General features: G+C 45.7%; 22 protein-coding genes and 1 tRNA gene. 13 read left to right on the top strand and 10 right to left on the bottom strand.

Annotation, left to right across the window (positions count from 1 at the left end; translation table 11 throughout):
• Positions 1–35: 35 nt before the first annotated feature.
• Positions 36–935, top strand: a complete 900-nt coding sequence (folD, locus tag JGUZn3_RS01920; RefSeq protein WP_203414082.1) for a bifunctional methylenetetrahydrofolate dehydrogenase/methenyltetrahydrofolate cyclohydrolase FolD — start codon at positions 36–38, stop codon at positions 933–935.
• A gap of 101 nt (positions 936–1,036) precedes the next feature.
• Here folD and JGUZn3_RS01925 read toward each other — a convergent pair whose 3' ends face one another.
• Positions 1,037–1,585, bottom strand: a complete 549-nt coding sequence (locus tag JGUZn3_RS01925) for a lytic transglycosylase domain-containing protein (RefSeq protein ID WP_238996860.1) — start codon at positions 1,583–1,585, stop codon at positions 1,037–1,039.
• A 117-nt stretch (positions 1,586–1,702) separates the two neighbouring features.
• On the opposite strand from JGUZn3_RS01925, the gene JGUZn3_RS01930 reads away from it, so the two are divergent.
• Positions 1,703–2,440: a methylenetetrahydrofolate reductase gene (locus JGUZn3_RS01930; protein WP_238996861.1), complete on the top strand. Its 738-nt coding sequence runs from the start codon at positions 1,703–1,705 to the stop codon at positions 2,438–2,440.
• Positions 2,441–3,848: 1,408 nt separating this feature from the next.
• On the opposite strand, the gene JGUZn3_RS01935 is transcribed toward JGUZn3_RS01930, so the two are convergent.
• Positions 3,849–4,799, bottom strand: a complete 951-nt coding sequence (locus tag JGUZn3_RS01935) for a glutathione S-transferase family protein (protein WP_203414084.1) — start codon at positions 4,797–4,799, stop codon at positions 3,849–3,851.
• A 377-nt stretch (positions 4,800–5,176) separates the two neighbouring features.
• Between JGUZn3_RS01935 and JGUZn3_RS01940 the strand changes: the two genes are divergently transcribed.
• From JGUZn3_RS01940 to JGUZn3_RS01955, 4 genes are all read left to right on the top strand, one after another.
• Positions 5,177–5,650 carry a hypothetical protein gene (locus tag JGUZn3_RS01940; protein WP_203414085.1) on the top strand — a complete coding sequence of 158 codons (474 nt, stop codon included), beginning with the start codon at positions 5,177–5,179 and terminating at the stop codon, positions 5,648–5,650.
• Between the two features lie 106 nt (positions 5,651–5,756).
• Positions 5,757–6,329 (top strand): LOG family protein, encoded by a 573-nt coding sequence (locus JGUZn3_RS01945; RefSeq protein WP_203414086.1) that lies wholly within the window; start codon positions 5,757–5,759, stop codon positions 6,327–6,329.
• Positions 6,330–6,352: 23 nt separating this feature from the next.
• Positions 6,353–6,688, top strand: a complete 336-nt coding sequence (locus JGUZn3_RS01950; protein WP_203414087.1) for a hypothetical protein — start codon at positions 6,353–6,355, stop codon at positions 6,686–6,688.
• Between the two features lie 228 nt (positions 6,689–6,916).
• A tRNA-Pro gene (locus JGUZn3_RS01955) sits at positions 6,917–6,993 on the top strand.
• Positions 6,994–7,127: 134 nt separating this feature from the next.
• Here the strand turns inward: JGUZn3_RS01955 and JGUZn3_RS01960 are convergent.
• Complete coding sequence (locus JGUZn3_RS01960) at positions 7,128–7,484, bottom strand: hypothetical protein (RefSeq protein WP_203414088.1); 357 nt, start codon at positions 7,482–7,484, stop codon at positions 7,128–7,130.
• 167 nt (positions 7,485–7,651) lie between these two features.
• Here JGUZn3_RS01960 and JGUZn3_RS01965 point away from each other — a divergent pair, with 167 nt between their 5' ends.
• The 5 genes from JGUZn3_RS01965 to JGUZn3_RS01985 all read left to right on the top strand — a co-directional run bounded on the left by JGUZn3_RS01965 (position 7,652) and on the right by JGUZn3_RS01985 (position 12,706).
• On the top strand, positions 7,652–8,926 hold the full coding sequence (locus tag JGUZn3_RS01965) for a DUF4339 domain-containing protein (RefSeq protein ID WP_203414089.1): 1,275 nt from the start codon (positions 7,652–7,654) through the stop codon (positions 8,924–8,926).
• Positions 8,927–8,963: 37 nt separating this feature from the next.
• Positions 8,964–9,560 carry a LysE family translocator gene (locus JGUZn3_RS01970; RefSeq protein WP_203414090.1) on the top strand — a complete coding sequence of 199 codons (597 nt, stop codon included), beginning with the start codon at positions 8,964–8,966 and terminating at the stop codon, positions 9,558–9,560.
• Between the two features lie 54 nt (positions 9,561–9,614).
• Entirely contained in the window at positions 9,615–10,901 is a 1,287-nt protein-coding gene (locus JGUZn3_RS01975) for an APC family permease (RefSeq protein ID WP_203414091.1), read from the top strand.
• Between the two features lie 424 nt (positions 10,902–11,325).
• Positions 11,326–11,976 carry an oxygen-insensitive NAD(P)H nitroreductase gene (nfsB, locus tag JGUZn3_RS01980; protein WP_203414092.1) on the top strand — a complete coding sequence of 217 codons (651 nt, stop codon included), beginning with the start codon at positions 11,326–11,328 and terminating at the stop codon, positions 11,974–11,976.
• Positions 11,977–12,544: 568 nt separating this feature from the next.
• Positions 12,545–12,706 carry a metallothionein gene (locus tag JGUZn3_RS01985; protein WP_275402863.1) on the top strand — a complete coding sequence of 54 codons (162 nt, stop codon included), beginning with the start codon at positions 12,545–12,547 and terminating at the stop codon, positions 12,704–12,706.
• 83 nt (positions 12,707–12,789) lie between these two features.
• On the opposite strand, the gene JGUZn3_RS01990 is transcribed toward JGUZn3_RS01985, so the two are convergent.
• The 7 genes from JGUZn3_RS01990 to hpnA all read right to left on the bottom strand — a co-directional run bounded on the left by JGUZn3_RS01990 (position 12,790) and on the right by hpnA (position 20,394).
• The gene (locus tag JGUZn3_RS01990) at positions 12,790–13,203 is read right to left on the bottom strand and encodes an MliC family protein (protein WP_203414094.1); all 414 of its coding nucleotides are present in this window, start codon (positions 13,201–13,203) and stop codon (positions 12,790–12,792) included.
• 101 nt (positions 13,204–13,304) lie between these two features.
• Positions 13,305–13,964 (bottom strand): phosphorylase family protein, encoded by a 660-nt coding sequence (locus tag JGUZn3_RS01995; protein WP_203414095.1) that lies wholly within the window; start codon positions 13,962–13,964, stop codon positions 13,305–13,307.
• A 3-nt stretch (positions 13,965–13,967) separates the two neighbouring features.
• Complete coding sequence (gene shc, locus JGUZn3_RS02000; protein WP_203414096.1) at positions 13,968–15,908, bottom strand: squalene--hopene cyclase; 1,941 nt, start codon at positions 15,906–15,908, stop codon at positions 13,968–13,970.
• Positions 15,909–16,007: 99 nt separating this feature from the next.
• Entirely contained in the window at positions 16,008–17,297 is a 1,290-nt protein-coding gene (gene hpnE, locus JGUZn3_RS02005; protein ID WP_203414097.1) for a hydroxysqualene dehydroxylase HpnE, read from the bottom strand.
• 18 nt (positions 17,298–17,315) lie between these two features.
• Complete coding sequence (gene hpnD / locus JGUZn3_RS02010; RefSeq protein WP_408871762.1) at positions 17,316–18,197, bottom strand: presqualene diphosphate synthase HpnD; 882 nt, start codon at positions 18,195–18,197, stop codon at positions 17,316–17,318.
• Positions 18,198–18,349: 152 nt separating this feature from the next.
• Positions 18,350–19,243 (bottom strand): squalene synthase HpnC, encoded by an 894-nt coding sequence (hpnC, locus tag JGUZn3_RS02015; RefSeq protein ID WP_203414098.1) that lies wholly within the window; start codon positions 19,241–19,243, stop codon positions 18,350–18,352.
• 143 nt (positions 19,244–19,386) lie between these two features.
• Entirely contained in the window at positions 19,387–20,394 is a 1,008-nt protein-coding gene (gene hpnA / locus JGUZn3_RS02020; RefSeq protein WP_203414099.1) for a hopanoid-associated sugar epimerase, read from the bottom strand.
• A gap of 253 nt (positions 20,395–20,647) precedes the next feature.
• Between hpnA and JGUZn3_RS02025 the strand changes: the two genes are divergently transcribed.
• Entirely contained in the window at positions 20,648–21,760 is a 1,113-nt protein-coding gene (locus JGUZn3_RS02025; RefSeq protein ID WP_203414100.1) for a lysylphosphatidylglycerol synthase domain-containing protein, read from the top strand.
• A gap of 14 nt (positions 21,761–21,774) precedes the next feature.
• Entirely contained in the window at positions 21,775–22,725 is a 951-nt protein-coding gene (locus tag JGUZn3_RS02030; protein WP_203414101.1) for a prephenate dehydrogenase/arogenate dehydrogenase family protein, read from the top strand.
• Positions 22,726–22,785: the final 60 nt, after the last annotated feature.

Raw genomic sequence — 22,785 nt, forward strand, 5'->3', positions numbered from 1 at the left:
GTCTTGATATCAGCAGACAGGTCCAACATTAAACCATGAAGACACAGACCTCCCCTATACAAACTAAAATTATTGATGGTAAAGCCCATGCCGCAAGGGTGACAGAAGAAATCAGGGAAAAAGTAAGTCTTTTTCAACAACACCATCAAACAACCCCTGGCTTGGCAGTGATATTGGTGGGCAATGATCCTGCCAGTGAGGTCTATGTACGAAACAAGGCTATACAAACCCATAAAGCCGGCATGCGTTCCTTCATGCACATGCTTCCGGCTTCAACATCTGAAGCGCATCTCCTCACCTTAGTCGAGCGATTGAATAACGACCCTGAAATCCACGGTATTCTTGTTCAGCTCCCCCTCCCCGAAGGCATTAACCCGACAACAATTATCCAGGGCATTGCTCCTCACAAGGATGTTGATGGTTTACATGCCACCAATGCTGGCAAGCTCGCCTTAAACCTGCCGGGCGGTATTATTCCCTGCACCCCCCTTGGCTGCCTTTTGTTGTTGCAATCAGAAATTGAATCTATGCGAGGGTTACACGCTGTAGTTGTAGGAGCCTCCAATCTGGTGGGTAAACCTATGGCCCAACTTCTCCTCCAGCAAGGGTGCACGGTAAGCATTGCTCATATCGATACCCGAAACCCCGCTGAAATAGCACAGCAAGGCGATATCTTGGTGGTTGCTACCGGGAATAAAGAATTGGTTCGACGTCACTGGATTAAACCCGGTGCAACGATTATTGATGTGGGTATCACCCGCATTCCCACTGAAGATGGAAAAACACGCTTAGTAGGAGATGTTACTTTCGAGGAAGCTCTAGGGGTGGCGGGCCGTATTACGCCTGTACCGGGGGGGGTAGGCCCTATGACCATTGCCTGCTTGCTCAGAAATACCCTGACTGCAGCAGAATTACAGCTCGATACAAAAGATTAAAAAACCCTACATGGATCATGACCATGAACTAGCACTCTCGTGTTCTGGCACTCTCAACGGTCTGGTATTCCCAGCGGTAATGAAAAAAACCATCTATCCTCTTACCCTTGATAGGCGCCCTTTTTATAAGATCTATGTGCAGTTACGGGCGTAAACTGTACCCCTGCCTTTCGCAAGCGACGCTGATAAGGAGAAAGCCGCCCAGCTGACCCCTGAACCCCACCAGAAGATACTCCAGCTGCCGTAGCCTTCGGTAAACGACGGCCTTCTGCTGCCAAAATCACTTTTAGCTGATAGACGCTACCTAGCAGCGGTGTATGAGAATGATAATACCCTATGGCCCTTAACATGTTGCCTTTTGCTTCCTGCCTATATTGATCCAATATGGCACCAGCAGCAGCAATATTGTAACAGGCATCATCACGCAGGCGGGTGTATACTTCCCGCCCAGAGGTTCCTGTGGCCTGCATAAGGGGAACAATCCAGCGTGTATTCACCTGCATAACACCAAGATCTTGTGTGTTGTTGGCATTATTATGAACAGTTCCCACCTGTCCCCCTTCAACCTGGTAAATAGAGGGAAGTACCCGCGGGGGAAAATGATGAAGCGCTGCCACCATTGCCATACATTTTATATAAAGAGCTAACATGATGAGTAAATTTTTCTCCACCACTTTTCATTTATGACTTGCAAGCCTGTTTTTTTTCCTCCAGAAAATAACAGGTTTTTTAGTTATATGGCTATCTTTTTCATAACAGGACATGGTGTGACACGTATCTCAATAGAACTTGTTCCCCGCAGCCAGGATGTACTTTTGTCAGAGGCCAAGACCATTCAGACCCTCTGCCCCGACATCTGCACCATTAACATTCCAGACCTGCTCCAGTTTTCATTACGCAGTTATGATGCCTGCAGCAAGGTTTCTGCTTTCTTCTCCAGTTGCATCCCCCATATCAGGGCTATTGACATTAATCCTCTCGCCCCTTTACCTGGCCATGATAGGCCAGAGCTTAAGGAGGTCCTGGTGATTAAAGGGGATCCCCCGAAAAATATGCAACGCCGCATTTACTCTCACACGAGTGAGGCTATTATACGGCGCTATAAAAAAGAACTCCCCCATTTGAAAGTCTATGCCGCCTTTGACCCTTACCGACGCTCACCTAAAGAGGAGATGGCAGCCATTCAACGGAAAGAAGATGCTGGAGCCGATGGGTTTTTTACGCAGCCTTTTTTTGATACCCATTACCTTAAAACCTGTATGGATTGGATGGAAGGCAAAAATGTTTTTTGGGGGATATGCCCCGTCATTGGAGAAAACTCCCAAGCATACTGGGAAAATACGAATAATGTTATCTTTCCGTCTGGCTTTCTTCCCACCATGGAAGCCAATATCAGCTTAGGTCAGGCTATTATGAACACCCTGACCGCCCATAACGCCAACACCTATATTATGCCCGTACGGGTAAAGCTGGAAACTTACCTCTCTAAGCTTCTGGCTGTATAACCCTATCAAATTTCACCCCATAGCCAGAGCATGGCGATATAACAAGAACCAGAAAAAAAGAAAAGCTGTGTTGGAGCGATGAAAAGAGAGAAGACGAAAAGAGAAAAATAATCTACGAAGAATAACCCACGGTAGATTCCTTATATTTCTATTCGAAACTCTCCATTCACAAGAGACTGCGTAGTGCAAAGACAAAGGGAAATGATGACTGTTCTCACAATCCGTTGCCTTTGCACAAAGTTAATAAGGCATTTGAAAACAGAAATATGTTTCTCTTTGGGAATAAGATCATCCGTCTCTTTCCCCGTTCCATCGTTCTTAATCACAAAACGACGCTTGGCCTTATAGGCCTTCCCAAATTCGACAAGAAAACACCCTTTATCAGCAAACCAGTCTCCTCATTGCTTTCAAACATGCCCTGTCCCGTGCCCATATGTTCCGCCCTTGAATCTGGTTCAGCAGAGCAACACTTGGTTCTTCCTCTGATGGCCTACGATATCATGCTACGATAAAAAGCTTGGCCTTTTGAGAACTCTACCGATACAACCAAGCTCCTACCAAAACACCCAAGAACAAAAAGAGAGTGAACTCTCGGGGCTGTACCTCACTCACAACCAGAAACCGATCCTTTTGGTAGATAAAGGCTATAGAAATCTGCTTGTGACTTTCAGTTTCTGTCCCTTCCAAAAATAACTTTATTTCAAGAGAGGATACGATCAAGCAAGCGATCAAGTAGACACAGTGAGCCAGAAATTCCGTATGATATGATTTTGCAATACCCAGCCCATTTTATAACAGCCCAATGAAAGCCCTGTTTCGTAGGAAACGGGGCCGATTTTGTTAAGGTGGATTTTGCCGAAATAGAGATATGAAACTACAGCAATGGAAAATTTTTTACCGACAAGGGGAATTCAGACTATCCACCCTCAAAGTTCCTTCCGATTGGCCTTATTATTTCAGAAACATCCCTGTTCTCCATAAGGGATCCGAACAAGCTTTATACCCAATATCTTTAAATACCCTTCCAAACCATAGCTCTTAATGATGGAAATTTCGTCATCAAGGAATTGAAATAAAGTGGCCAATTAAGAAAAGTGTAGCTTACGAGTTTTTTTCAAACAGCTATAGAGGCGCTGGTTCACAACAAGAAAACTTTGTTTCTCACTATATTCTTGTTTTGGCCTTACTCTTCGAGCTGTTGGTTTAACACCAGGTGAGCGGGGCAAGACGCTCGGCAATGGCGTGTTCACCAAGAAGAGTTCTTATGAAAATGAAACATTCTGGTTCCACACGCCATCTTTAGCCAATTGTCCACGTTTCTTCTAAAACAGGTAATAAACCCCAAGAGCCGATCACCATCCATAAGCATCAATAAGAAGATACGTCCTCTCTATACTTAGAGCTATACTTAGGCCGTTTCAGCAGGTCCAACGGGTACAACCCCTGTCGGATTAATGGTTTTATGGCTTTGATAATAATGTTTTTTGATATGCTCAAAATTAACCGTTGAGGCAATTTCAGGCATGGCATGCAATTTGCGCGTATAGGCAGACAAAGCAGGGTAGTCTGCAATACGGCGGATATTACATTTGAAATGACCTACATATACCGGGTCAAACCGCACAAGCGTGGTAAAAAGCCGAATGTCGGCTTCGGTGAGCTGATTTCCGATAAGATATTCGGAAGAAGAAAGGCGTTTTTCCAACTCATCCAACATTTCAAACAATGGGTAAACTGCCTCTTCATAGGCAGCCTGAGTTGTAGCGAAACCAGCCTTATAAACCCCATTATTAACGAGATCGTAAACACGGGCATTCAGGGCATCTATTTCCTGGCGGTACTCCTGAGGGTAATAATCCCCTTTCTTGGCCCCCACCTGATCAAATCCCGTATTAAAGATCCGCATAATTTCAGACGATTCGTTATTAACAATCTTGCCTGTCTTCTTGTCCCATAACAGGGGCACGGTGACCCGCCCTGTATAATGGGCATCTGCAGCCTTATAAATATCGTACATATAACGGGCATGAAAAATGGGATCAGGGATAACGCCTGGCCCTTCCTGAAAAGTCCAGCCATGCTCCACCATTAGCCAGTGTACTACAGAAATCGAAATTATATCCTGTAACCCTTTCAGGTTACGCATAATTAATGTTCGATTAGCCCAAGGGCACGCTAAGGAAACATATAAGTGATACCGGTTGGGTTCAGCCACAAAGCCTGCTTCACCACTTGGCCCTGCAGAACCATCGGGTGTTATCCAGTTTCGGAACTGGCTATCTTGGCGAATAAAACGCCCTTCCGTTTTGGAAGTATCATACCATTGATCATGCCATTTTCCATCAACTAACAAACCCATCTCTTTACTCCATTCAACCGCTTTGATCACAAAGAGGGAGAAACCCCGCTTCATTCATTATAAAAATTCAATATTTATTTTAAAAAACGATATACGTCTTTCCTTTCTAAAACTAGCATAGTTTTTGAAAAAGAACTTTTATAATCGTTTCTTCGTAAAAAATATAACAACGCTGGAAATAAGAGAGCAAGGCTGGCTTTAACAAATCTCATCAAAAACACCCCTCTCTCCCCCCATAATAACCCCATGATGGCCACAAACCACCTCGCAACTTCCTCCGATTCTTCCTATAATTTGTATTTTCTCTCCGACGAAAACTAGGGAAGAATATTTTAATGCTCTACGAAGCTGGAGAATAAAACTTATGGATTGGTTATTTGGATGGGGATGAATATTTTTATCCTGTTCATATGGAGAATATTGGTTGTTTTTTTGACCAGTTTGAGCATGCGGACGGTGTAGCGGTTAGTTGGTGTATTTATGGGAGCTCAGATCGGGTTGTGCGCCCGCGCAATACAACCGTTGAGGCATTTAGGGCTCATTCCACAACTGAACTGGGGGATAATAGCCTTGTAAAGAGCTTTGTTCGCCCTGAAAAGCTAGGCCCAAATTATACAGACCCCCATCGTTTTGACATTCCTGAAGAACGGTATGTTGATACGAAAGGCCAGCAGGTGGTTTGGAATGGAGCAATAAAAAATATTGATTGGGATGATGCAAAGATCCTTCATTATATCTGCCGGAGTATGGAGCATTATATCCAGAGAATTAAACGGCGCATTAATGCAGATCTAGGAGATTCCCAAGTTTACTGGAACCATTGCTTGTGCCAGAGAGAAACCTCCCCATAAATTCTCCTTGCAAGACTTTTCTTGTGGCTGCTATGCCTACTCAAAAGCTTCCTCTCTATTCGGGATTGCACTACATCCAAACACTTTCAGAAAGTTGTGACCCTTCATGAGCACCTCAATCCATACCGTAGCCCTATTCTGCGGATCGCGTTTTGGTCTTCACCCGGAATTTAAAAAAACAGCAGAAACCCTGGGAGCAGCCCTTGGGAAAGCCCATATTAAAATTGTCTATGGGGGCGGTCAAAGAGGATTGATGGGCGTGGTTGCCAACGCTGCTATGAAGGAAAAGGGCGAAGTATACGGGGTTATCCCGCAATTTCTGAAAGACCGGGAAGACATTAATGAGAGTGCTACAGCGCTCACCATAACGGCTACTATGCACGAGCGCAAATACGCCATGTACTCTCGTGCAGATGCTTTTATTATTTTACCAGGGGGACTTGGTACTTATGATGAAGCTATAGAAGTTCTCACTTGGCGGCAAATTGGCCTGCATAACAAACCTATAATCTTTATAGATACGCTTGGTTGGACCAAACCTTTTTGCATGATGATTAAACAGAGTGTTGAGCAGGAATTTGCCGAGCGCTCCGTTTTTTCCTATTTTACCATTGTGCCCGATAGCCTGACTGCCCTTAGAAAATTAAATATTAAAGAGAGAACTCCCTTATCCTTATAGGAGAAGCAAAGATTAATCAGGCCTTGCAAAATCGTAACCATATCATTCAGGGAGCGGTGCAGGAAGCTTTCGGCCAGATCCAAAAAGAGTTAGAGTTAATAATCCGCCTTATGGCAGAAAACCATGACATGAATGGTGTTTTGCATCGGGAGCGAACGGTTTTAAGCATTCGTAAATTGGATATTTCACCGGAAGGCGCTACAAAGTTAAACGCTTCTCTTCCAAGCGCTTTTAGTTTAAGTACATATATTGATGAGCCTTCAGGAAGGCCTATAAAAACCATAAAGAATGGTAACCCTTTGTTGGTGACCCTCCTGAATACAATGACAGATTTTGCCTTAAAAACATCTAACGATTAGAGCAGGTCAAAACTTCAGAATGATCTTTCCAACTAGTGCTGAGCAATCCATGGTTGAAACCATCTCATGATGGTGTCCTCTCGTGACGGTATCATAGAAATCCGCAATCGTAATATTGTTCATAATAGTCAGATGCTCTGATGCCGTTTTCACCGATGATTGCCTGCTAATAATCCCCCCTTGTCAGCCTTATACAGGGCCAGTATACCTAAAATAATGAGAGATTTACGGAGTATAGCTCAGCCTGGTAGAGCACTGCGTTCGGGACGCAGGGGCCGGAGGTTCGAATCCTCTTACTCCGACCATAACGGTTGTCCAAGGTTATTCTATTCTCCCTCATTCTATAAAGAAAAATTCTATAAAAGAATGCCGCCATATTTGATATCTATGGCCCATCACCCTCTCAGAGGCTATCCTCTCAGGGCCATGAAAACTCACTTTAGTGACGCTCAACCACAACATGGCCCGTAAAATGAGGCTGACAGCTGGTGACATACCCTTTTTTTAAAAAGCACAGTTCATATTCTCCCTGAGGGGAAAATAAGACAGACTCCCCTGTATAAGGCCCTGAGCAGCTCTGTTTCTTCCCAAGAGCAACTGAGCAGCGCTGGTAATGAGTGCCTGTTGTGTTTACAACAGCACTGCCACTGTAAAGCCCTTGGCACATTCTTATTTTCCCCTGTGCAATATCACAAAGCTGAAGGGTGCCCGCCGCCCAGGCACTACCCCCCGTTGAAAGATATAGGCTAGAGAAAACAAAACAGGATGCCATAAAAAATAAGGTCTTTTTTATCATCGCTCTTCCGTTCTATTGGCTTTTACTCACCATGATTTTACAAACTGTAAATTATATAACAATTTTTCCAGAAATTGCCTGCCGAAATCTTTTTTTACCCTTACAGACACATTACACTAGATTTTAGCATAAAAAGGGCTTGTTTTTCCAAATGACCGAGGTTCCCTGTGAGTAATGATAACGAATGGTTCTACCAAAAACAGAACACCGATGAAACAATCGGCCCTAAAAATGCCGAGGAAATGGCCTTTCTTATCCAATCGGGCGTTATCCTTCCTGATACCCTGGTTTGGACGGAAGCGTTTGGAGACCATTGGAAACCACTTGCCGAAACACCTCTGACAGCGCACCTCTCCCAAGAAGACTCCGCTGAATCCCTCGCCGTTACCGCAAAGCCAGAAACCCACCCTCAAAAGCATACTTCTCCAACTTCAGCGCCCTCCTCTAATGCCGAGCATTTTGCGAAGCCTTCACAAACTACGCGTTTCCTACTGCCCCTTGGAACCCTCAGCAAACGGCTACGAATTCTTATAAGTTTTTTCTGCGGGATGGGAGCCTTCTTGCTCGGTCTGTATCTCTTTACTCCCAAACAAAATATTATTCAGGAACAGCAAAACGCTCCTGCGCCTTCACCCAATGTCCCAATGGAACACTCCTCTCACATTCTTGCGTGTGATTCCTCTTTTGTCATTCAGGAAGTAACCAGCCAGTTCAATAATTTCCCCATGAACCGGCTCATTGAAAAACGATTCGTCAAAATTGATCACACAACAAAAACAGCCCCCTCTCCCAACCGTATCCTTTGCACTGGCCAAATTTATGCTTCGGACAACACCATTAATGATGCCGTCTTTGAGGTAACCCTTACCCCCCAACAAAATGGTACCTCAAAGCTCTCAGTATTATTGCAAATTAATAAAACACAGGTTGACCCAAACGCCCCACCTATTTCTGAACAGAAAAACACCCCCCCGCCCTCACCTGAACCTGAAAAGAAAGAAGCCTCTCCCAAGGAATCCTCTCCGCATGACCCTGTAAGCGAAATGGAAAATATGTTTGCAGGAGTAGATTTAAGAAAAACTGAAAAAACACTTCTTCGCCCCACTGATAAAGAATATGTCGGGGCCAAAGGGCATTACCTGGTTGTATTACGACCTCTCAGTGAAAACAGCTTTTGGGGAACTGTTTCCGTTGCTTTTAATGAAGGAACGGGCGGTGTTACCGGCCCTGCCAAAGTCAGCAGAAACGAAATTTCCATTACAAACGGATCCCCCTCATCAAACGGACAGGATCCTGCCCTCCCAAGTTGCACAGTAACATTTAAAAAACGGGGCAACATACTGAGCTTTTTAAGCCAAAGCCGAGGTTGTACGGCCTATCACGGAGCTTCAGTAGATTTTAACGTTCCCAATGCCCGACTCCATCTTAAACGTCATCCCTAACTTTCTGCTGTCCCTCCCCCAAAGAAAGCCTGCCTATATGCATTTTCTCTCCATTGGGTTTTTGACCTTTGCTGTTATCAGCGCCATTACGCCTGGCCCCAATAACGTTATGGTTCTCGCTTCTGGCGCTAATTTTGGTTTTCAGAAAAGCCTTCCCCATATTTGGGGAGTCTCTCTGGGCTTTGCCTTTATGGTGGCTGTATTTGGCTTGGGTGGCGGCGTTATTTTTACGCGCTGGCCCATTTTTTATACGCTTCTGCGTTATGGAGGAGCTCTTTACCTGCTATGGTTGGCATGGAAAATTGCGAATGCCCACCCTCATTTTGAAAACGCACCAACATCCTCTACCCCTATCTCCTTCATACAGGCCGTATTATACCAATGGGTTAATCCCAAAGCCATTATTATGGCGGTTGCTGCGACAACCCTTTATGTCCCCCTCGCCCACTATTACCTTATTCTTCCTATCATGATTACAGCCTACACAATCATAACCTTTTTTTGCCTATGCTCATGGGCCTATGGGGGAACCATTATTCAAAAACTCCTGCAAAACTCTTTTCATTACCGAGTTTTTAATATCGCTATGGGAATTTTGTTAGTGTTGAGCCTTTATCCCTTACTCACCGAATAATCTACCCTCGGGCACATTCTGATAATCTAACACCTTCCAATAAGGAGACTTTTTTTGACGGTTCCCTCACCCCTGCCCCATGCAGAGAGGTTACATAAATCCCTTACCTTATTCAGCGGCACCCTTTTTTTTCTGAATATTGTCATAGGGGCTGGGTTACTGGTGTTGCCAGGCCTGATTTACCATCAATTAGGTCAATCTTCGGTAGCGGCATGGCTCATCTGCTCGGCAAGTGTTTTCCCCCTGCTCCTGGTCTTTATTCTTCTGGGAAAAGATTTTCCTAGCGCAGGAGGAATAACCACCTACGCGTCTCGGGCCTTTGGCCCCATTGGCTTGCGCATAGCCGCTTATCTTTTTCTGGGCGCCGTACTGATTGGCATGCCCGGTACTGCTTTAACGGGGGGCTTCTATCTTTCTCTTATCTTGCCTACCCACCCCCATCTTTATGCATTTGGCCTTGTTCTCATCATGAGCTTAACGCACCTCTTCTCAGGAAAGACCATAACCAAAACCCTTGAATTTATTGGCGCTTTGCTTCTTTTTATCCTTATAGGCCTTATGGTTTTGGGGTATATCAGCCTTTTTCTTTACCCACCCCCCTCGCCGCAGGATATTTCGCCTATTTCCCACGAACCCGTAACCCTCCTGGGGCTCCTTCATCCTTATATGACCATTTTTTTTGCCTTTACCGGTTGGGAGGTTGGCTCGACAAGTGCGGAAGAGTTTAAAAACCCTGCTCGGGATTTCCCCAAGGCCATGGTTTTTTCCTATATAATCGCTATCTTTCTCTACAGCTCTATTGCTATTCTTGTCTCTCTCTCCCATCTCAGGCAGAATTTTAACACCCCCTTTTATGAGATCCTCTATCCCATACTTGGAAGTTACGGACATATTGTTCTTTCCTGCACTGCAACCCTATTGATTATAGCTAATCTTTTCGGGGGAATTTGGGCTATCTCCCGCTTGGTCTATTCCCTGGGGAAAGACAAAATTATCCCCTCAGTCTTCGGCAGGCTCTCTCACACAATTCCCACTCATGCCCTTGTTTTTACATGGGCTGCCACAAGCACCGTGCTGGTTTTAGATGGTTTTTTTAATATTGGCCTTGGGAAGATCTTCGCCCTGGCCGGACAAAATCTCCTCTTGCTTTACGCTCTGGCCTCTGCCGCCCTTTTCAAGCTGACCACACAGCTATGGCAAAAATTTCTCGCCTGTGGTGTTGTTGGAATGGTGGCCATCCTTATTATACTTTCTGGGAAATCCCTTTATTTTCCAGCTATTTTGACCATGGCTGCCGTTGGGACCAGTCTATGGCATTTTTATGCCAACTCTAAACTCTAAACTCTAAACTCTAAACTCTAAACTCTAAACTCTAAACTCTAAACTCTAAACTCTAAACTCTAAACTCTAAACTCTAAACTCTAAACTCTAAACTCTAAACTCTAAACTCTAAACTCTAAACTCTAAACTCTAAACTCTAAACTCTAAACTCTAAACTCTAAACTCTAAACTCTAAACTCTAAACTCTAAACTCTAAACTCTAAACTCTAAACTCTAAACTCTAAACTCTAAACTCTAAACTCTAAACTCTAAACTCTAAAGAGAAATGAAATATTTTGAAGGGCTTTTCCAGTCTATTTTTTATAATTTTACCACTGCACTATTTGACTCCTTCGCCTCTACACCCCATTTTACTCTAAATAAAAAAGCGCCTTGAAAATCATGCGCTCGCTACCTCGTATTTAACTGGAAAGAATAGAATTCTATGGACATTGTTAATATTGCTAGCAAACGCTACACCACCAAAGCCTATGACAATACCAAAACCATCCCTGAACACGATATAACAAAGCTGCTACAGGTTCTCCACCTTACCCCTTCTTCCATTAATTCCCAGCCCTGGCACTTCTTTATTGCAGGCACTTCAGCCAGCAAGGAACGCATAACCAAATCCACCAACGATTCGTTTGCTTTTAATACCCCCAACATTATCAATGCCTCGCATGTTGTCGTTTTATGCCGACTGATTGACTATAAAGATGAAAACCTTACTAAAGTTTTAGACCAAGAATATGCCGATAAGCGCTATCCCACCTCCGAAGCAAGGGACAAGGCTTTTCAAGCCCGTAAATTTTTTATTGAACTCCATAGTCAACAGCATGACATCGGCAATTGGATGACTGCACAAATCTATATTGCCTTGGGGTATCTATTAATGGGCGCTTCAGCCCTGGGAATTGATGCAACCCCGATGGAGGGTTTTAACGCCGCAATTCTAGATCAAGAACTCGGGTTAAAAGAAAAAGGGCTAACGAGCACCCTTCTTGTTAGCCTGGGTTATCATAGCAGCGAAGACTATAATGCCAAGGCCCCAAAATCCAGACTTAAAAAAGAGGATGTTTTTACTTTTCTTTAAAACTTCAAAACCGCTCCTATATCAAAAAACCTCTGAGAGCCCTATAAAAAAGTCAGCATATTTCCAAAAAATGGCAGGCCAATTCTTCCACAAGCAAAGCCCTTACTGAGAGAGTTGTACCTCTTCCAAACCCCCATGGCTTATCGTTTCATCCGACAAACCGAAACTTTTGACGTATGAGCGTATGAACATGAGGATAGGGATTGTTTGAGGGGCAAATACGCCCAAAAGAGCTCTCAAAACTCCAAATAAAGACTAGTCTTATTAGCAGAGACTTGGAAGCACCCTAGTTATTAGCTTTTCATAAAAGTTATTAGCTTTTTCATAAAAAAGGAAGAAAAGCCCTTTAGGCTGCCCTAAATAAGCGCTTTTAAACACATATATTGCCTTTGCTTCTCTGCCATTCAACACCAGACTCTGGCTGCACCATTTGACCTTTTTATTGAATACCACCAAGAGCCAATAAATTTCTAACTCCTAAAAACTTCTCATCTTCTATTTCATTTCTATAAGAAGTGGGCTATCTTTTTGAGTTCACTCTTTTTAAAAGGAAAGTAAAATGGCCACCATGTCCCAAAAAACCAAATGCTCTTGTAAAGACTGTGTCTGTATGGTCGATTCCTCAAAGGCCATACAAAAGAACGGGCAGTTTTACTGCTGCGAAGAATGCTCAAACCACCATTCTCATTCCACAGGGTGCAACCATCAGGGTTGTAATTGCCACGGTTAACTCCCCACAAAATATCCTCCCCTGAATAAAAAGGGGAGGATATTTTATAAAAAACCTCTCTATTTCAATAAGCCTTTTTATTTTTACTGACTATTTTCTTTTGCCTTAGGATTTTTAACTTCTGTGCAACTTGCCGTTGCGTTTTTATTATTAACGTCAGTAAAAGTCGCGCCGTCTTTATTGACCCACCATTCAAACTGCCCCGCCACATAGCGAGCCCCACTGGCAGCCACCACATTTGAAAAAACTGTTGCGCCATCCTTAACGGGGACAATAGCAATTGATGTAGGACCAGCATTAATATACGACACACGAAAAATTTTTACGGGTAAAGGTAAGGAGGATTTTTTGCAGATATAACGTGCAGCTGTTGTCTCTACTTTATTCTGTCCGGGAATATCAAACTTGACCTCACTGGCCTGGGCAGCCCCCATAGCCATCCCTAAAATTGATGCCATGGTAAAAATGCCTAAAAAATTTTTAGCAAGTTCCATCATAATAACTCCTTTTGTGTTCACTAAACCTTTATTCGGAAAACATTCCCTATTCCTCCATAGGAAACATCCGAACAACAGCCTACCCAGCTTTTCTGACCGAACTATGATTGTAAAGTCATTTTTTGGATATGACGCTTTAAAGCCGCTTCTGCCCGCGCTGATTCAAACGCCAAGCCTATCAAGGAAGGTATTTGCCAAGGATAAAAGAGCAGGCTGGTAAGAATGCTTTGAGCCTGTATATGGCCTTGCTGCGAAAGAACACCCTGCACAAGAGGGGGAAGTGAGCGCTTAGCATCATCACAAATGACACGCACGACCGCAAAGGGAATACCCGCTGCATGGCACTGTTCTGCCACTATCCCACTTTCCATATCCAACGCCACACAAGAGGGATAACGCAAGGCCAGGTTGCGCTTTTCCGCCGCACTGGCAACGATATGGTCAACATGCACGATATCGTTATTATTAACAGATAAGGCCTTACCCCCAACCCTATGCCACAGGGTTTTATCAACCTCCCAAGCAGTCCCCTTATGCCAGACAGTGTGAGGGATAATTACAGTTCCAGCTTTTTGTATAGGAGACAACCCCGCAGCCAAACCGAAGGATAAAACAGCATTACACCGAAACTTTAACAATGCTTTTACGGCCCCTTGTGCACCCAGAAAAGTTGCCCCACTGGGGACGATCCGTGCCGTTGGGGCAAACTGCCTGGCAAGGCGTGCCTCACTCTGCATTCCTACCACAATACCAAGCTTCATAAATTAAAGACCGTATTGTACATGACGAGAGTTGGTGTGACCAAGATTTTTATATCGTGACATGGCCATAAGCGGGAAAAACTGGCTATATCCGTGGTATTTGAGATAAAAAACCTTTGGAAATCCTACGGCATTATAGGGTTCCTCTTCCCAGGTTCCATCCTCTTTCTGGGTCTCTACGAGATAGGCCACACCCTTTTGAACTTCAGGGTCATCCCTATGGCCAGCTGCCATAAGCCCGAGAAGGGCCCAGGCTGTCTGCGAAGGAAGACTTTCCTTATATTGACCGCGAGGCCCCCCTTCATAGCTCGACTCCCCCTCGCCCCAGCCACCATCTTCTCGTTGTACAGATTTTAACCATTCAACAGCACGTTCAACAGCAGGATCGGTAGGGGAAACTCCTGCAGCATTCAACGCACATAACACAGACCATGTGCCATAAATATAATTCGTGCCCCACCGACCAAACCACGAACCATCCGCTTCCTGTTCTGCACGAAGATATTCCACCCCGCGTGCAATAACTGGACGATCTTCCTTATGGCCAAGCTGAGCAAGAAAAGAAATACACCGTGCTGTCACATCAGCTGTAGGCGGATCCAACAAAGCCCCATGATCAGCAAACGGAATATGGTTAAGCACATAGACGTTGTTATCTATATCAAACGCTCCCCAGCCTCCATTGCTGCTTTGCATCCCCACAATCCAATGGCGGGCCCGCTCAATGGCTTCCTCATAGGCAGGATTACCATCCCTGTGAAGCATCATTCCAACCACAGCCGTATCATCCACATCGGGATAATAATCGTTCTCATACTGGAAAGCCCACCCGCCAGGAGGAAGGGTGGGGTTATTAAGTGCCCAATCTCCTTTTACATCAAGGATTTGTTTGCTCAGCAGCCATTCAGCTGCTTTGGTCATCCGTTCAGCCGTCTCCTCTGGTTGAACACCCTCTGGGCCTGAGGCTGCTTCCAGCATGGCATGCCCAGCCAACCCGGTATCCCAAATAGGGGAGAAACATGGCTGGCAATAGGCCTCATCTCCATAGTCGACAATCAATCTCCGCATGGCTTTCCACGCTGCGACCGACCGTGGGTCCTCATCTGGAATACCGAGCGCCTTTAGCATCATAACGGCATTGGCCATGGCTGGGTAAATGGCTCCCAGCCCATCTTCTGCATTCAAACGCTCCATAATGAAATCGACCGTAACTTTTATGGCTTTTTCCCGCAGCCATTTGGGTGAACGTTTTTCCAAGGGCCGTATCGCCACATCTACAGCTTTGAAAACATGCCCCCAACGAGATCGATATGGTCCCCTGATCCAATCCTTAATCAAAGAAGGCGGGCGGGTAAAAAGCTCCTGCACTGTAATGTTTCTGGGGTTAACTGCTTTGGGTTTAAGGGCTGCTAGCACTAACAGGGGTGCCACCACTGTCCGCGACCAGTAAGACATATTCCAGACAGAGAAAACCGCCTTACGGGGAAGTAAAAACATCTCAATTGGCATCACGGGGGTTGCCTCCCAAGGAACCTCCCCATACAAAGCTAATTGGAAACGGGTAAAAACATTGCTTCTTTCGGCCCCACCATGCTGCAATATCGCTTTGCGTGCTCTAACCATATGGGGTTCATCGGGGCTATCGCCAATGGCTTTCAAGGCAAAATAGGCTTTAACCGAGGCCGACATATCAAACTTGCCATCGTAATAAAGCGGCCATCCACCGTGCTCACCTTGAATACGACGAAGATAGCGCCCTATTTTAACCTGGAGCTCTTCATCAATCCGGTCCATATAATGTTCCAGCAGGACATATTCAGCAGGAATGGTGCAATCCGCCTCCAGCTCAAAAACCCAGTAGCCGTCGCCTTCTTGCTTATCCATCAGAACGCCATGGGCTTTCCTTACAGCATCGTCAAGCCTGCTCCAGTTTGTATCGTCCATTATTTTTGCCCTTTACAACCTAAACAAACCACTTCTGCAAACATAGGGATCCTCATGCCCATCATCCTGTTTCCTATACGCTCCCTTGGGTTGAAAAAACTAAACAGAACATGCCTCTGCCGCACGCATTCCAGACCTTATGGCACCTTCTATAGTGGAAGGCAAACCCGTATCTGTCCAATCTCCAGCCAAAACAAGATTGGAGAGCGATGTTTTCGCAGACGGCCGCTTGGTATCCTGATGGGGGGTAGCTGCAAAAGTAGCCCTTTTCTCCCACACCAACCTTGCAAAAGGGGGTGTATCCGGTAAGGAAAGCCTAAACCCCTTACCCAGTACAGTTTTCACTTCGCCCCATATCTTTTCTTCTACCTCGCTCTGGGAAAGATTGATATAGCGGTTTGCAGCACTAACGGTAATAGAAATAATGCCGTTACGAATAAAAATCCACTCGACCATCCCGCCACTTACCCCACAAAAACGGCTTTCTGCCAGCACCCCACAAAGCGAGAGCTCTTGGGGAAGACGATAATGGACATTCAAGATGCTTTCATACTCATCGGGGGCGGTAAATCCTGCCACATGAGGCGAAAAAACCTCCCGAGCAACCCAAGGAGGAAGGGTACTCACCACGTAATCATTTTTTTCAACCAGTACACGCTCACCAGAGGAAAAAAAGAGGCTAACAATGCGGTTTTCTGCAATTTCACACCCTGTTACGCGCGTAGCCTCTCTCACCTCTGCGCCCATAAATTTTAGAAAATTTATCGCTGGTTCCACAAATGTTTCTGACAGCCCCTCTTGCGGAAAAAGCGGCAGACAGTGCCCCCCGCCTGCGATAACACTTTGGCGTAAAATAGAGGCAAATAACTGCGCACTGGCTTTATCCAGCGGGGTATTCAATGCAGAAATGGCCAAAGGCGTTAAAAGAAGGTGAGCTAAGTTCCCTTCTCTCAAACACTCTGCAACGGTTACGGTATGATCCGCCCGCAGCAATTTCAGAAAAGTGGCATATTCCTTTAGCCTTACCCCCGGTATACGCTGTGAAGAAGAAAAAAGCCAAAAAGGGAATCGCCCTTTGGAAAGCAACAATGTCCATTGTTTGTGCGTGCCAAGATCATAAAAGGGAAATTGCGGTTTTCCAGAAACATACAGGCTGGTTTTACTGCCTATTCTTTCCAAATAGGCCATGACAGCCTGATTGCCAGAGAGAATGAGATGATTGCCATTGTCAATCCTGCTCCCGAGCTGACTATCATAATATGAACGCGCCCGCCCGCCCAAGGCACGCGCTGCCTCGTAAAGAGTAACCCGCCTACTCTGAGTTGCCATACGGGTTGCAGCGGAAAGACCAGCCAACCCCCCGCCCAGGACATGTATATGTGCAACCATGGTCTGACAAAATACCCTTTAAGCCAATAGACTTTTTACAGCTATCCCTAATTTTTGCCAAGGGGCCAAGGAAACTGACTTGCCCGTATTATTCCAGCCTTTTTTCTTCTGGGCCTTCAGAAGAGCCTCATAAGCAAACGCCATTAACCGTGCTGGACGCATTGCCTTTTTATCACACTGAGCCATAACTTTATAGGCTTCACGAAAATGGTCCTGAGCTCGAAGCGCCATGATGCGGCATACATCTGATAAATTTTCATGGTAGAGTGCTTCATAAGGATCTTTAGGAATGCCATAACGGGCCAATAACTCTGCTGGTAAATACAACCTACCCCGTTGGGCATCTTCCCCCAGATCACGTAAAATATTCGTAATCTGTAAAGCACGGCCCAAATGATAAGCGACCTTGCTTCCCAACGGTGAAGGCTCACCAAAAATCCGCACAGAAAGACGCCCAACCGCTGAAGCAACCCGATCACAATAAAGATCAAGGGTTGCCTCATCTGGTGCTATGATAGCCGTTTGGGCATCCATTTCCATTCCATCAATCACATCGTTAAAGTCCTGTTGTGCAAGACCATAGCGACGGATAGCAAACAACAAGACCCTATCGAGAGAATCGCCTGTTTGCCCAGAAAAAAGGGCTGAAATCCGCTTTTTCCAAGCTTGAAGGGCCTCAATCTTTTCCTCTTCAGGGCCGTCCTCATCGGCAATATCATCAACCACACGGCAAAAGGCATAGAGAGCGTACATCCCAATACGACGCGTTAGGGACAGGCTCTGCATGCCTTTGGCAAAAGAAGTGCCAGCTTGTTTGACAATTTCTGCCACCGCACGAACATCTTCTGGAGTACAGACCCCATTGCCAGTGTTCCTTGTTTTTGCTCGATCAAGGAGGATGTACTCTTCTTTATTCTTACTGATCTCTTCAGCAGCATGCACCGTCACAATTTGCTCCACAGCTTTTCGTGCCTAAAATTTATATTGTCGTATCTTATAATATAAGACAAAGATCAATAGGCTTTATAAAAATGACAGGACATTCTCCCCTCTTACGAGGGTTTTGATGATAACCACCGCAATGCCTTAAGAGCTGCCATAGCAAAATCAAGCTTGGTAAGCTTGACACGCCCCGCCAAAGGATCTTGATTACGAAGGCGAGAGGCCAATCTTTTAGAAAGACTGACAATCACAGCACTTTCCAGACGCATCCTGCGGTTGCGCACAACACCGAGTAACAAGCTAGCCTGCCGGTTGAAGGCATCAACCTCATCGAGCATGCGGTTAAAAACCAGCCGAAGAGGGACAGAGGTATAATCTGCCAGAACATCTTCTATCTTTACACCCTCTTCTGCCATCCAATCCTGAGGAATATAACACCGGCCCAGATTTTTCCAATCTTTCTTGCAGTCCTGCAGATGATTTAAAACCTGAAGAGCAGTGCATAAGGCATCGGAATAAGCAAAGACAGCGCTCTTCTCTCCATGGAGCTGTAAAAGAAACCGCCCAACAGGATTTGCAGAATACCGACAATACTCTAACAGTTCATACCAATTAGCATAAAGGAGCTTTATAGAATCCTGACGGAAGGCTATCAACAGATCTGTTGCTGTTGAGGATTGAACACGGCTTCCTTTAAGCTGCTGGGCCAAAGCCACGGCCGAGGCAGCATCAGTCCGCGATAAAGGAGGAGAGACCCGCCCTAAAACCACGTCCTCCAGGGCGTTAAGCCGGGCTATTTTCTCTTCAGGGGAAAGACGGGAAGAATCTGAAATATCGTCAGCAACACGGGCAAACTGATAATAAGCATGCACAAAGGGCCGTCTGGATTGATCGATCAACCATGAACCAACAGGAAAATTCTCATCCCTAGCGGTTTTAGTCGATGTTACATCCTCTCTGCCCCATGGATTATCCTTTAAATTCTGTGATCTGTGCCGTTCCAATCCTTGCCGCTCCAATGCTCCATCCCCTTTCTATAACCCTACCTGCCAATAGTTTTTCTGAAATACCGTAAAGGCGATCTGACCCTTTAACCACCCTATTCCACCCCACAAATCAACCCCATGCAAGGGCTTGTGTGCCTTTCTCAACGCCACTTTTTTTTAACCATTCCATGCGTACAAAACCACTCTATGGCATCGGCAACAGCAAGGCTGGCCGAACGGGCTGAATAACCCAAATCGTGCTCCGCTTTATGGGAGGAGAAAAACATTTTCTTACGAGACATTAACAGCATTTCGCGTGTCACACGTGGCTCAATAGGGGCAATGCGGGCTATCCATTCCGAAATAACAGCAATGGGCCAAACCGTTTTCTGCGATACTTCCATCAAGGGGGGCCTTACATCCACCATACCAGCAATAAGGTTAAACAGCTCTTTAAGGGTGTAGTTTTCGCCACCCAGAATATATTTTTCCCCCAGTCGTCCCCTTTCCAAGGCCAAACAATGCCCTTCCGCCACATCATCCACATGAACAATATTCAGGCCCGTATCCACATAGGCCGGCATTTTGCCATTGGCGCAATCGACTATCATCCGCCCTGTAGGTGTGGGCTTGATATCACGCGGGCCAATGGGGGTTGAGGGGTTAACAATCACCACCGGGAGTTTTGTCTCTCTATAAAGAGAGAGTACAGCTTGCTCTGCCCTGTATTTAGACTGTTTATAAACCCCAACAATCTTCTCGGGGCAGACCGGTGTTGTTTCATCAGCACTGCTGCCATCTTCCTTAAGCCCAAGGGCTGCCACAGAAGAACAATACACAATCCGTTCAACCCCAGCGTGATGGGCTGCTTTCATAAGCTTGATCGTTGCGATAACATTCGCACGCATCATGCGGGCTGGATCCGGCACCCAAAGCCTGTAATCTGCAGCAACATGAAAAACGTATCTGCAGCCTTGCACAGCTTTTGTCAGGCTCTCAAAATCCAGTAAATCCCCCTCAACACGTTCTCCTTCTATATCGGCAATATTCCTTAAATCGCTCTCGTGACGTACAAGAAAGCGAAGCTGATGACCCCTTTTGTGAAGAGCACGCGCGACAGCAGAGCCAACAAAACCCGTTGCACCCGTTATTAACGTAGAATGACCCATGATGTTGAGAAAAACCTTTCAGCCAATTTTATCGACCAATTGCCCATTTAAGATAACAATATGTTTTAAACGACAAAAAAAACTTTCCGGAGAACGTGTTTTTGTCTAGTGTTCTGCCAATACCAAAACGCCCCTGTCTAACCTTTTTACAACGGGGTATTGCGGGATAAATGGCTATTCTCTTTAATTTTGGACTTTTACTCTCTTTTGGCATTTTTGCCAATCACTCCCTACTACCAGAGTCGATAAGAACTTGAAAAAACTTTCCGCTATTCTCTTTTTTCTGGGCCTTTGTATCGTTACAGCCATCACAGCATGGGTGGGGTTTGATGTCGTTGCCCAGGCCTTTTTTTCTATTGGGCTATGTGGCTTTATCCTTCTCATTTTATGGCAACTCGGTGTTGACCTTATCTTGGGAAAGGCCTGGCAAGCCGCGTGTCCCCAATATGGCTTTCTTAACCTTACAGGAGCACGACTAGTCCGCGAAGCTGCGATAGCGTGTTTGCCTTTTTCCTTCCTGGGAGGACTTATTATTAGCATACGGGCGACGATCCTGATGGTTTCAAAGTCCAAAAACCGTCCCAAGATTGGATGGCTGGAAGCGGCCAGTGCCAATGTTATTGATATTACCACAGAAGTGTTGGGCCTGGCCTTTTATGTAGTACTGGGCGTATTTTTTCTAGTAGTACTCCACCCTGGCCTTAACCTCGCCTGGACAGGCCTTACAGGCGTTGTGGTTATGGTGATTGCCGTGACTGCCTTTGTATGGGCACAACAACACAGCTATAACCTTATCAAGCAAGCTGCCCACTTTCTGGGAAAACATATTGCCGGGCCATGGCAAAACCTGGTGGTCAATGGGGTTGGCAACTTTCAGGCCCACCTTGACCAGGCTTGGAGCAACCCTCACCAGGTTGGGAAAAGTGCTTTCTATCATGCTATTGCCTGGATCGCCAATACGGGGAGCACCTGGACGGCTTTCCACTTTCTTGGGGTTCCTCTCGGCTTTCTAGATGTATTGGCGATAGAGGCCATCACCTGTGCCATTACCTCTATCTTGTTTATTGTTCCAGGGAGTCTTGGAATCCAGGAGGCTGCCTATATCTCGCTTGGAGCCGTTTACGGTATTAACGCCGATTTATCTTTAAGTGTCTCTCTTCTTCGGCGGGCCCGCGATATCAGCATTGGTATCCCTGCCCTTATCGGCTGGCAGATTATGGAGTTTATGACCATCAAGAATAATGGCCCCGATGAAAAGCACCCGCTATTAAAAAATTCCTCATCCTCTCCCTCTTCAGAAGAGGACAGCCATTTGCCTTTTTATACCCCAAAAGAGGCAAAAATCCCAGAAATGACTTTCCATTAAGCCCCCATCATTCCATGCAAGACTCTCCCATATCCCCTCTTTTTGAACGGCTTGTTATAATAGGCCCTGGACTTATTGGCTCCTCATTATTGCGCAGAGCATGTCTTGATCGCACAATTGCTCGTACCCTGGTTACAACAGATCACAACCCCCAGGTTTGTGCCCATGTTACCCAACTGGGCATTGCCGATGAAGTCCATACTGAGTTAGCTGCCGCTGTAGAGGGGGCTGATGGGGTCATTTTGTGCATTCCGGTTGGAGCAATGGGAGAAGTGACAGAACAAATCATTCCCCTGCTTTCTCCCGGCACCCTCCTCTCAGAAGTAGGGTCTACAAAAGTTTCCGTCATTCGAGCTGTCAGCCCTTTTTTAAGGCCTGATATCTTTTTTATTCCTACCCATCCCATGGCGGGTACAGAGTTCTCCGGCCCAGATGCTGGCTTTTCCACCTTGTTTGAAAATCGCTGGTGCCTGATTACCCCTAATATTGAAACTGTAACTACAGAAACACAGAAGGAAAGAACGCTTTCCCCCCTTCCTCAGGAACGGGAAAATGCCACCAGAAAAATTGAAACCCTCTGGCAAAAAACAGGTGCTAAAACCCGCAGGATGGATCCCATCCATCATGATAAGGTTTGTGCCATGGTCAGCCATCTTCCCCATCTTTTGGCCTTTACCATATGCAGCACGGCTGATGACCTGGCCGATGAAACACGCTCGGAAGTTCTCGATTATGCTGCTTCTGGCTTTCGTGATTTTACCCGTATCGCCTCTTCTGACCCCATCATGTGGCGAGACATTTTTCTGAATAATAAAGAGGCCCTTCTGGAAATGTTGGCCCGTTTTATGGAAGATGCCCAAGCCATGGCACGGGCTATAAGATGGGAAGATAGTGAGTTTATTATGGACAGAATTGAAAGGGGGCGGCGCATTCGCCACTCTCTCATTGACAATAAACAGGCATAGCCGCTTTACTATCCTATCTGCCCCTCCCCAAGAATAGGCTTAAACCCTTAACCGAAACAG

The sequence above is a fragment of the Entomobacter blattae genome, assembly GCF_014672835.1.
In the GTDB taxonomy this organism is placed as follows: Bacteria; Pseudomonadota; Alphaproteobacteria; order Acetobacterales; family Acetobacteraceae; genus Entomobacter; species Entomobacter blattae.

Coding starts and splice junctions, on each gene's coding strand:
- hpnE (WP_203414097.1), bottom strand. CDS start 17,297: ATGGTTGCACATATACATGTCCTGGGCGGGGGGTTGGCTGGTCTTTCC.
- JGUZn3_RS01985 (WP_275402863.1), top strand. CDS start 12,545: ATGTCCCAAAAAACCAAATGCTCTTGTAAAGACTGTGTCTGTATGGTC.
- JGUZn3_RS01960 (WP_203414088.1), bottom strand. CDS start 7,484: ATGATAAAAAAGACCTTATTTTTTATGGCATCCTGTTTTGTTTTCTCT.
- JGUZn3_RS02030 (WP_203414101.1), top strand. CDS start 21,775: ATGCAAGACTCTCCCATATCCCCTCTTTTTGAACGGCTTGTTATAATA.
- nfsB (WP_203414092.1), top strand. CDS start 11,326: ATGGACATTGTTAATATTGCTAGCAAACGCTACACCACCAAAGCCTAT.
- JGUZn3_RS01925 (WP_238996860.1), bottom strand. CDS start 1,585: ATGTTAGCTCTTTATATAAAATGTATGGCAATGGTGGCAGCGCTTCAT.
- JGUZn3_RS01990 (WP_203414094.1), bottom strand. CDS start 13,203: ATGATGGAACTTGCTAAAAATTTTTTAGGCATTTTTACCATGGCATCA.
- shc (WP_203414096.1), bottom strand. CDS start 15,908: ATGGACGATACAAACTGGAGCAGGCTTGACGATGCTGTAAGGAAAGCC.
- JGUZn3_RS01935 (WP_203414084.1), bottom strand. CDS start 4,799: ATGGGTTTGTTAGTTGATGGAAAATGGCATGATCAATGGTATGATACT.
- folD (WP_203414082.1), top strand. CDS start 36: ATGAAGACACAGACCTCCCCTATACAAACTAAAATTATTGATGGTAAA.
- JGUZn3_RS01995 (WP_203414095.1), bottom strand. CDS start 13,964: ATGAAGCTTGGTATTGTGGTAGGAATGCAGAGTGAGGCACGCCTTGCC.
- JGUZn3_RS01945 (WP_203414086.1), top strand. CDS start 5,757: ATGAGCACCTCAATCCATACCGTAGCCCTATTCTGCGGATCGCGTTTT.
- hpnA (WP_203414099.1), bottom strand. CDS start 20,394: ATGGGTCATTCTACGTTAATAACGGGTGCAACGGGTTTTGTTGGCTCT.
- JGUZn3_RS01970 (WP_203414090.1), top strand. CDS start 8,964: ATGCATTTTCTCTCCATTGGGTTTTTGACCTTTGCTGTTATCAGCGCC.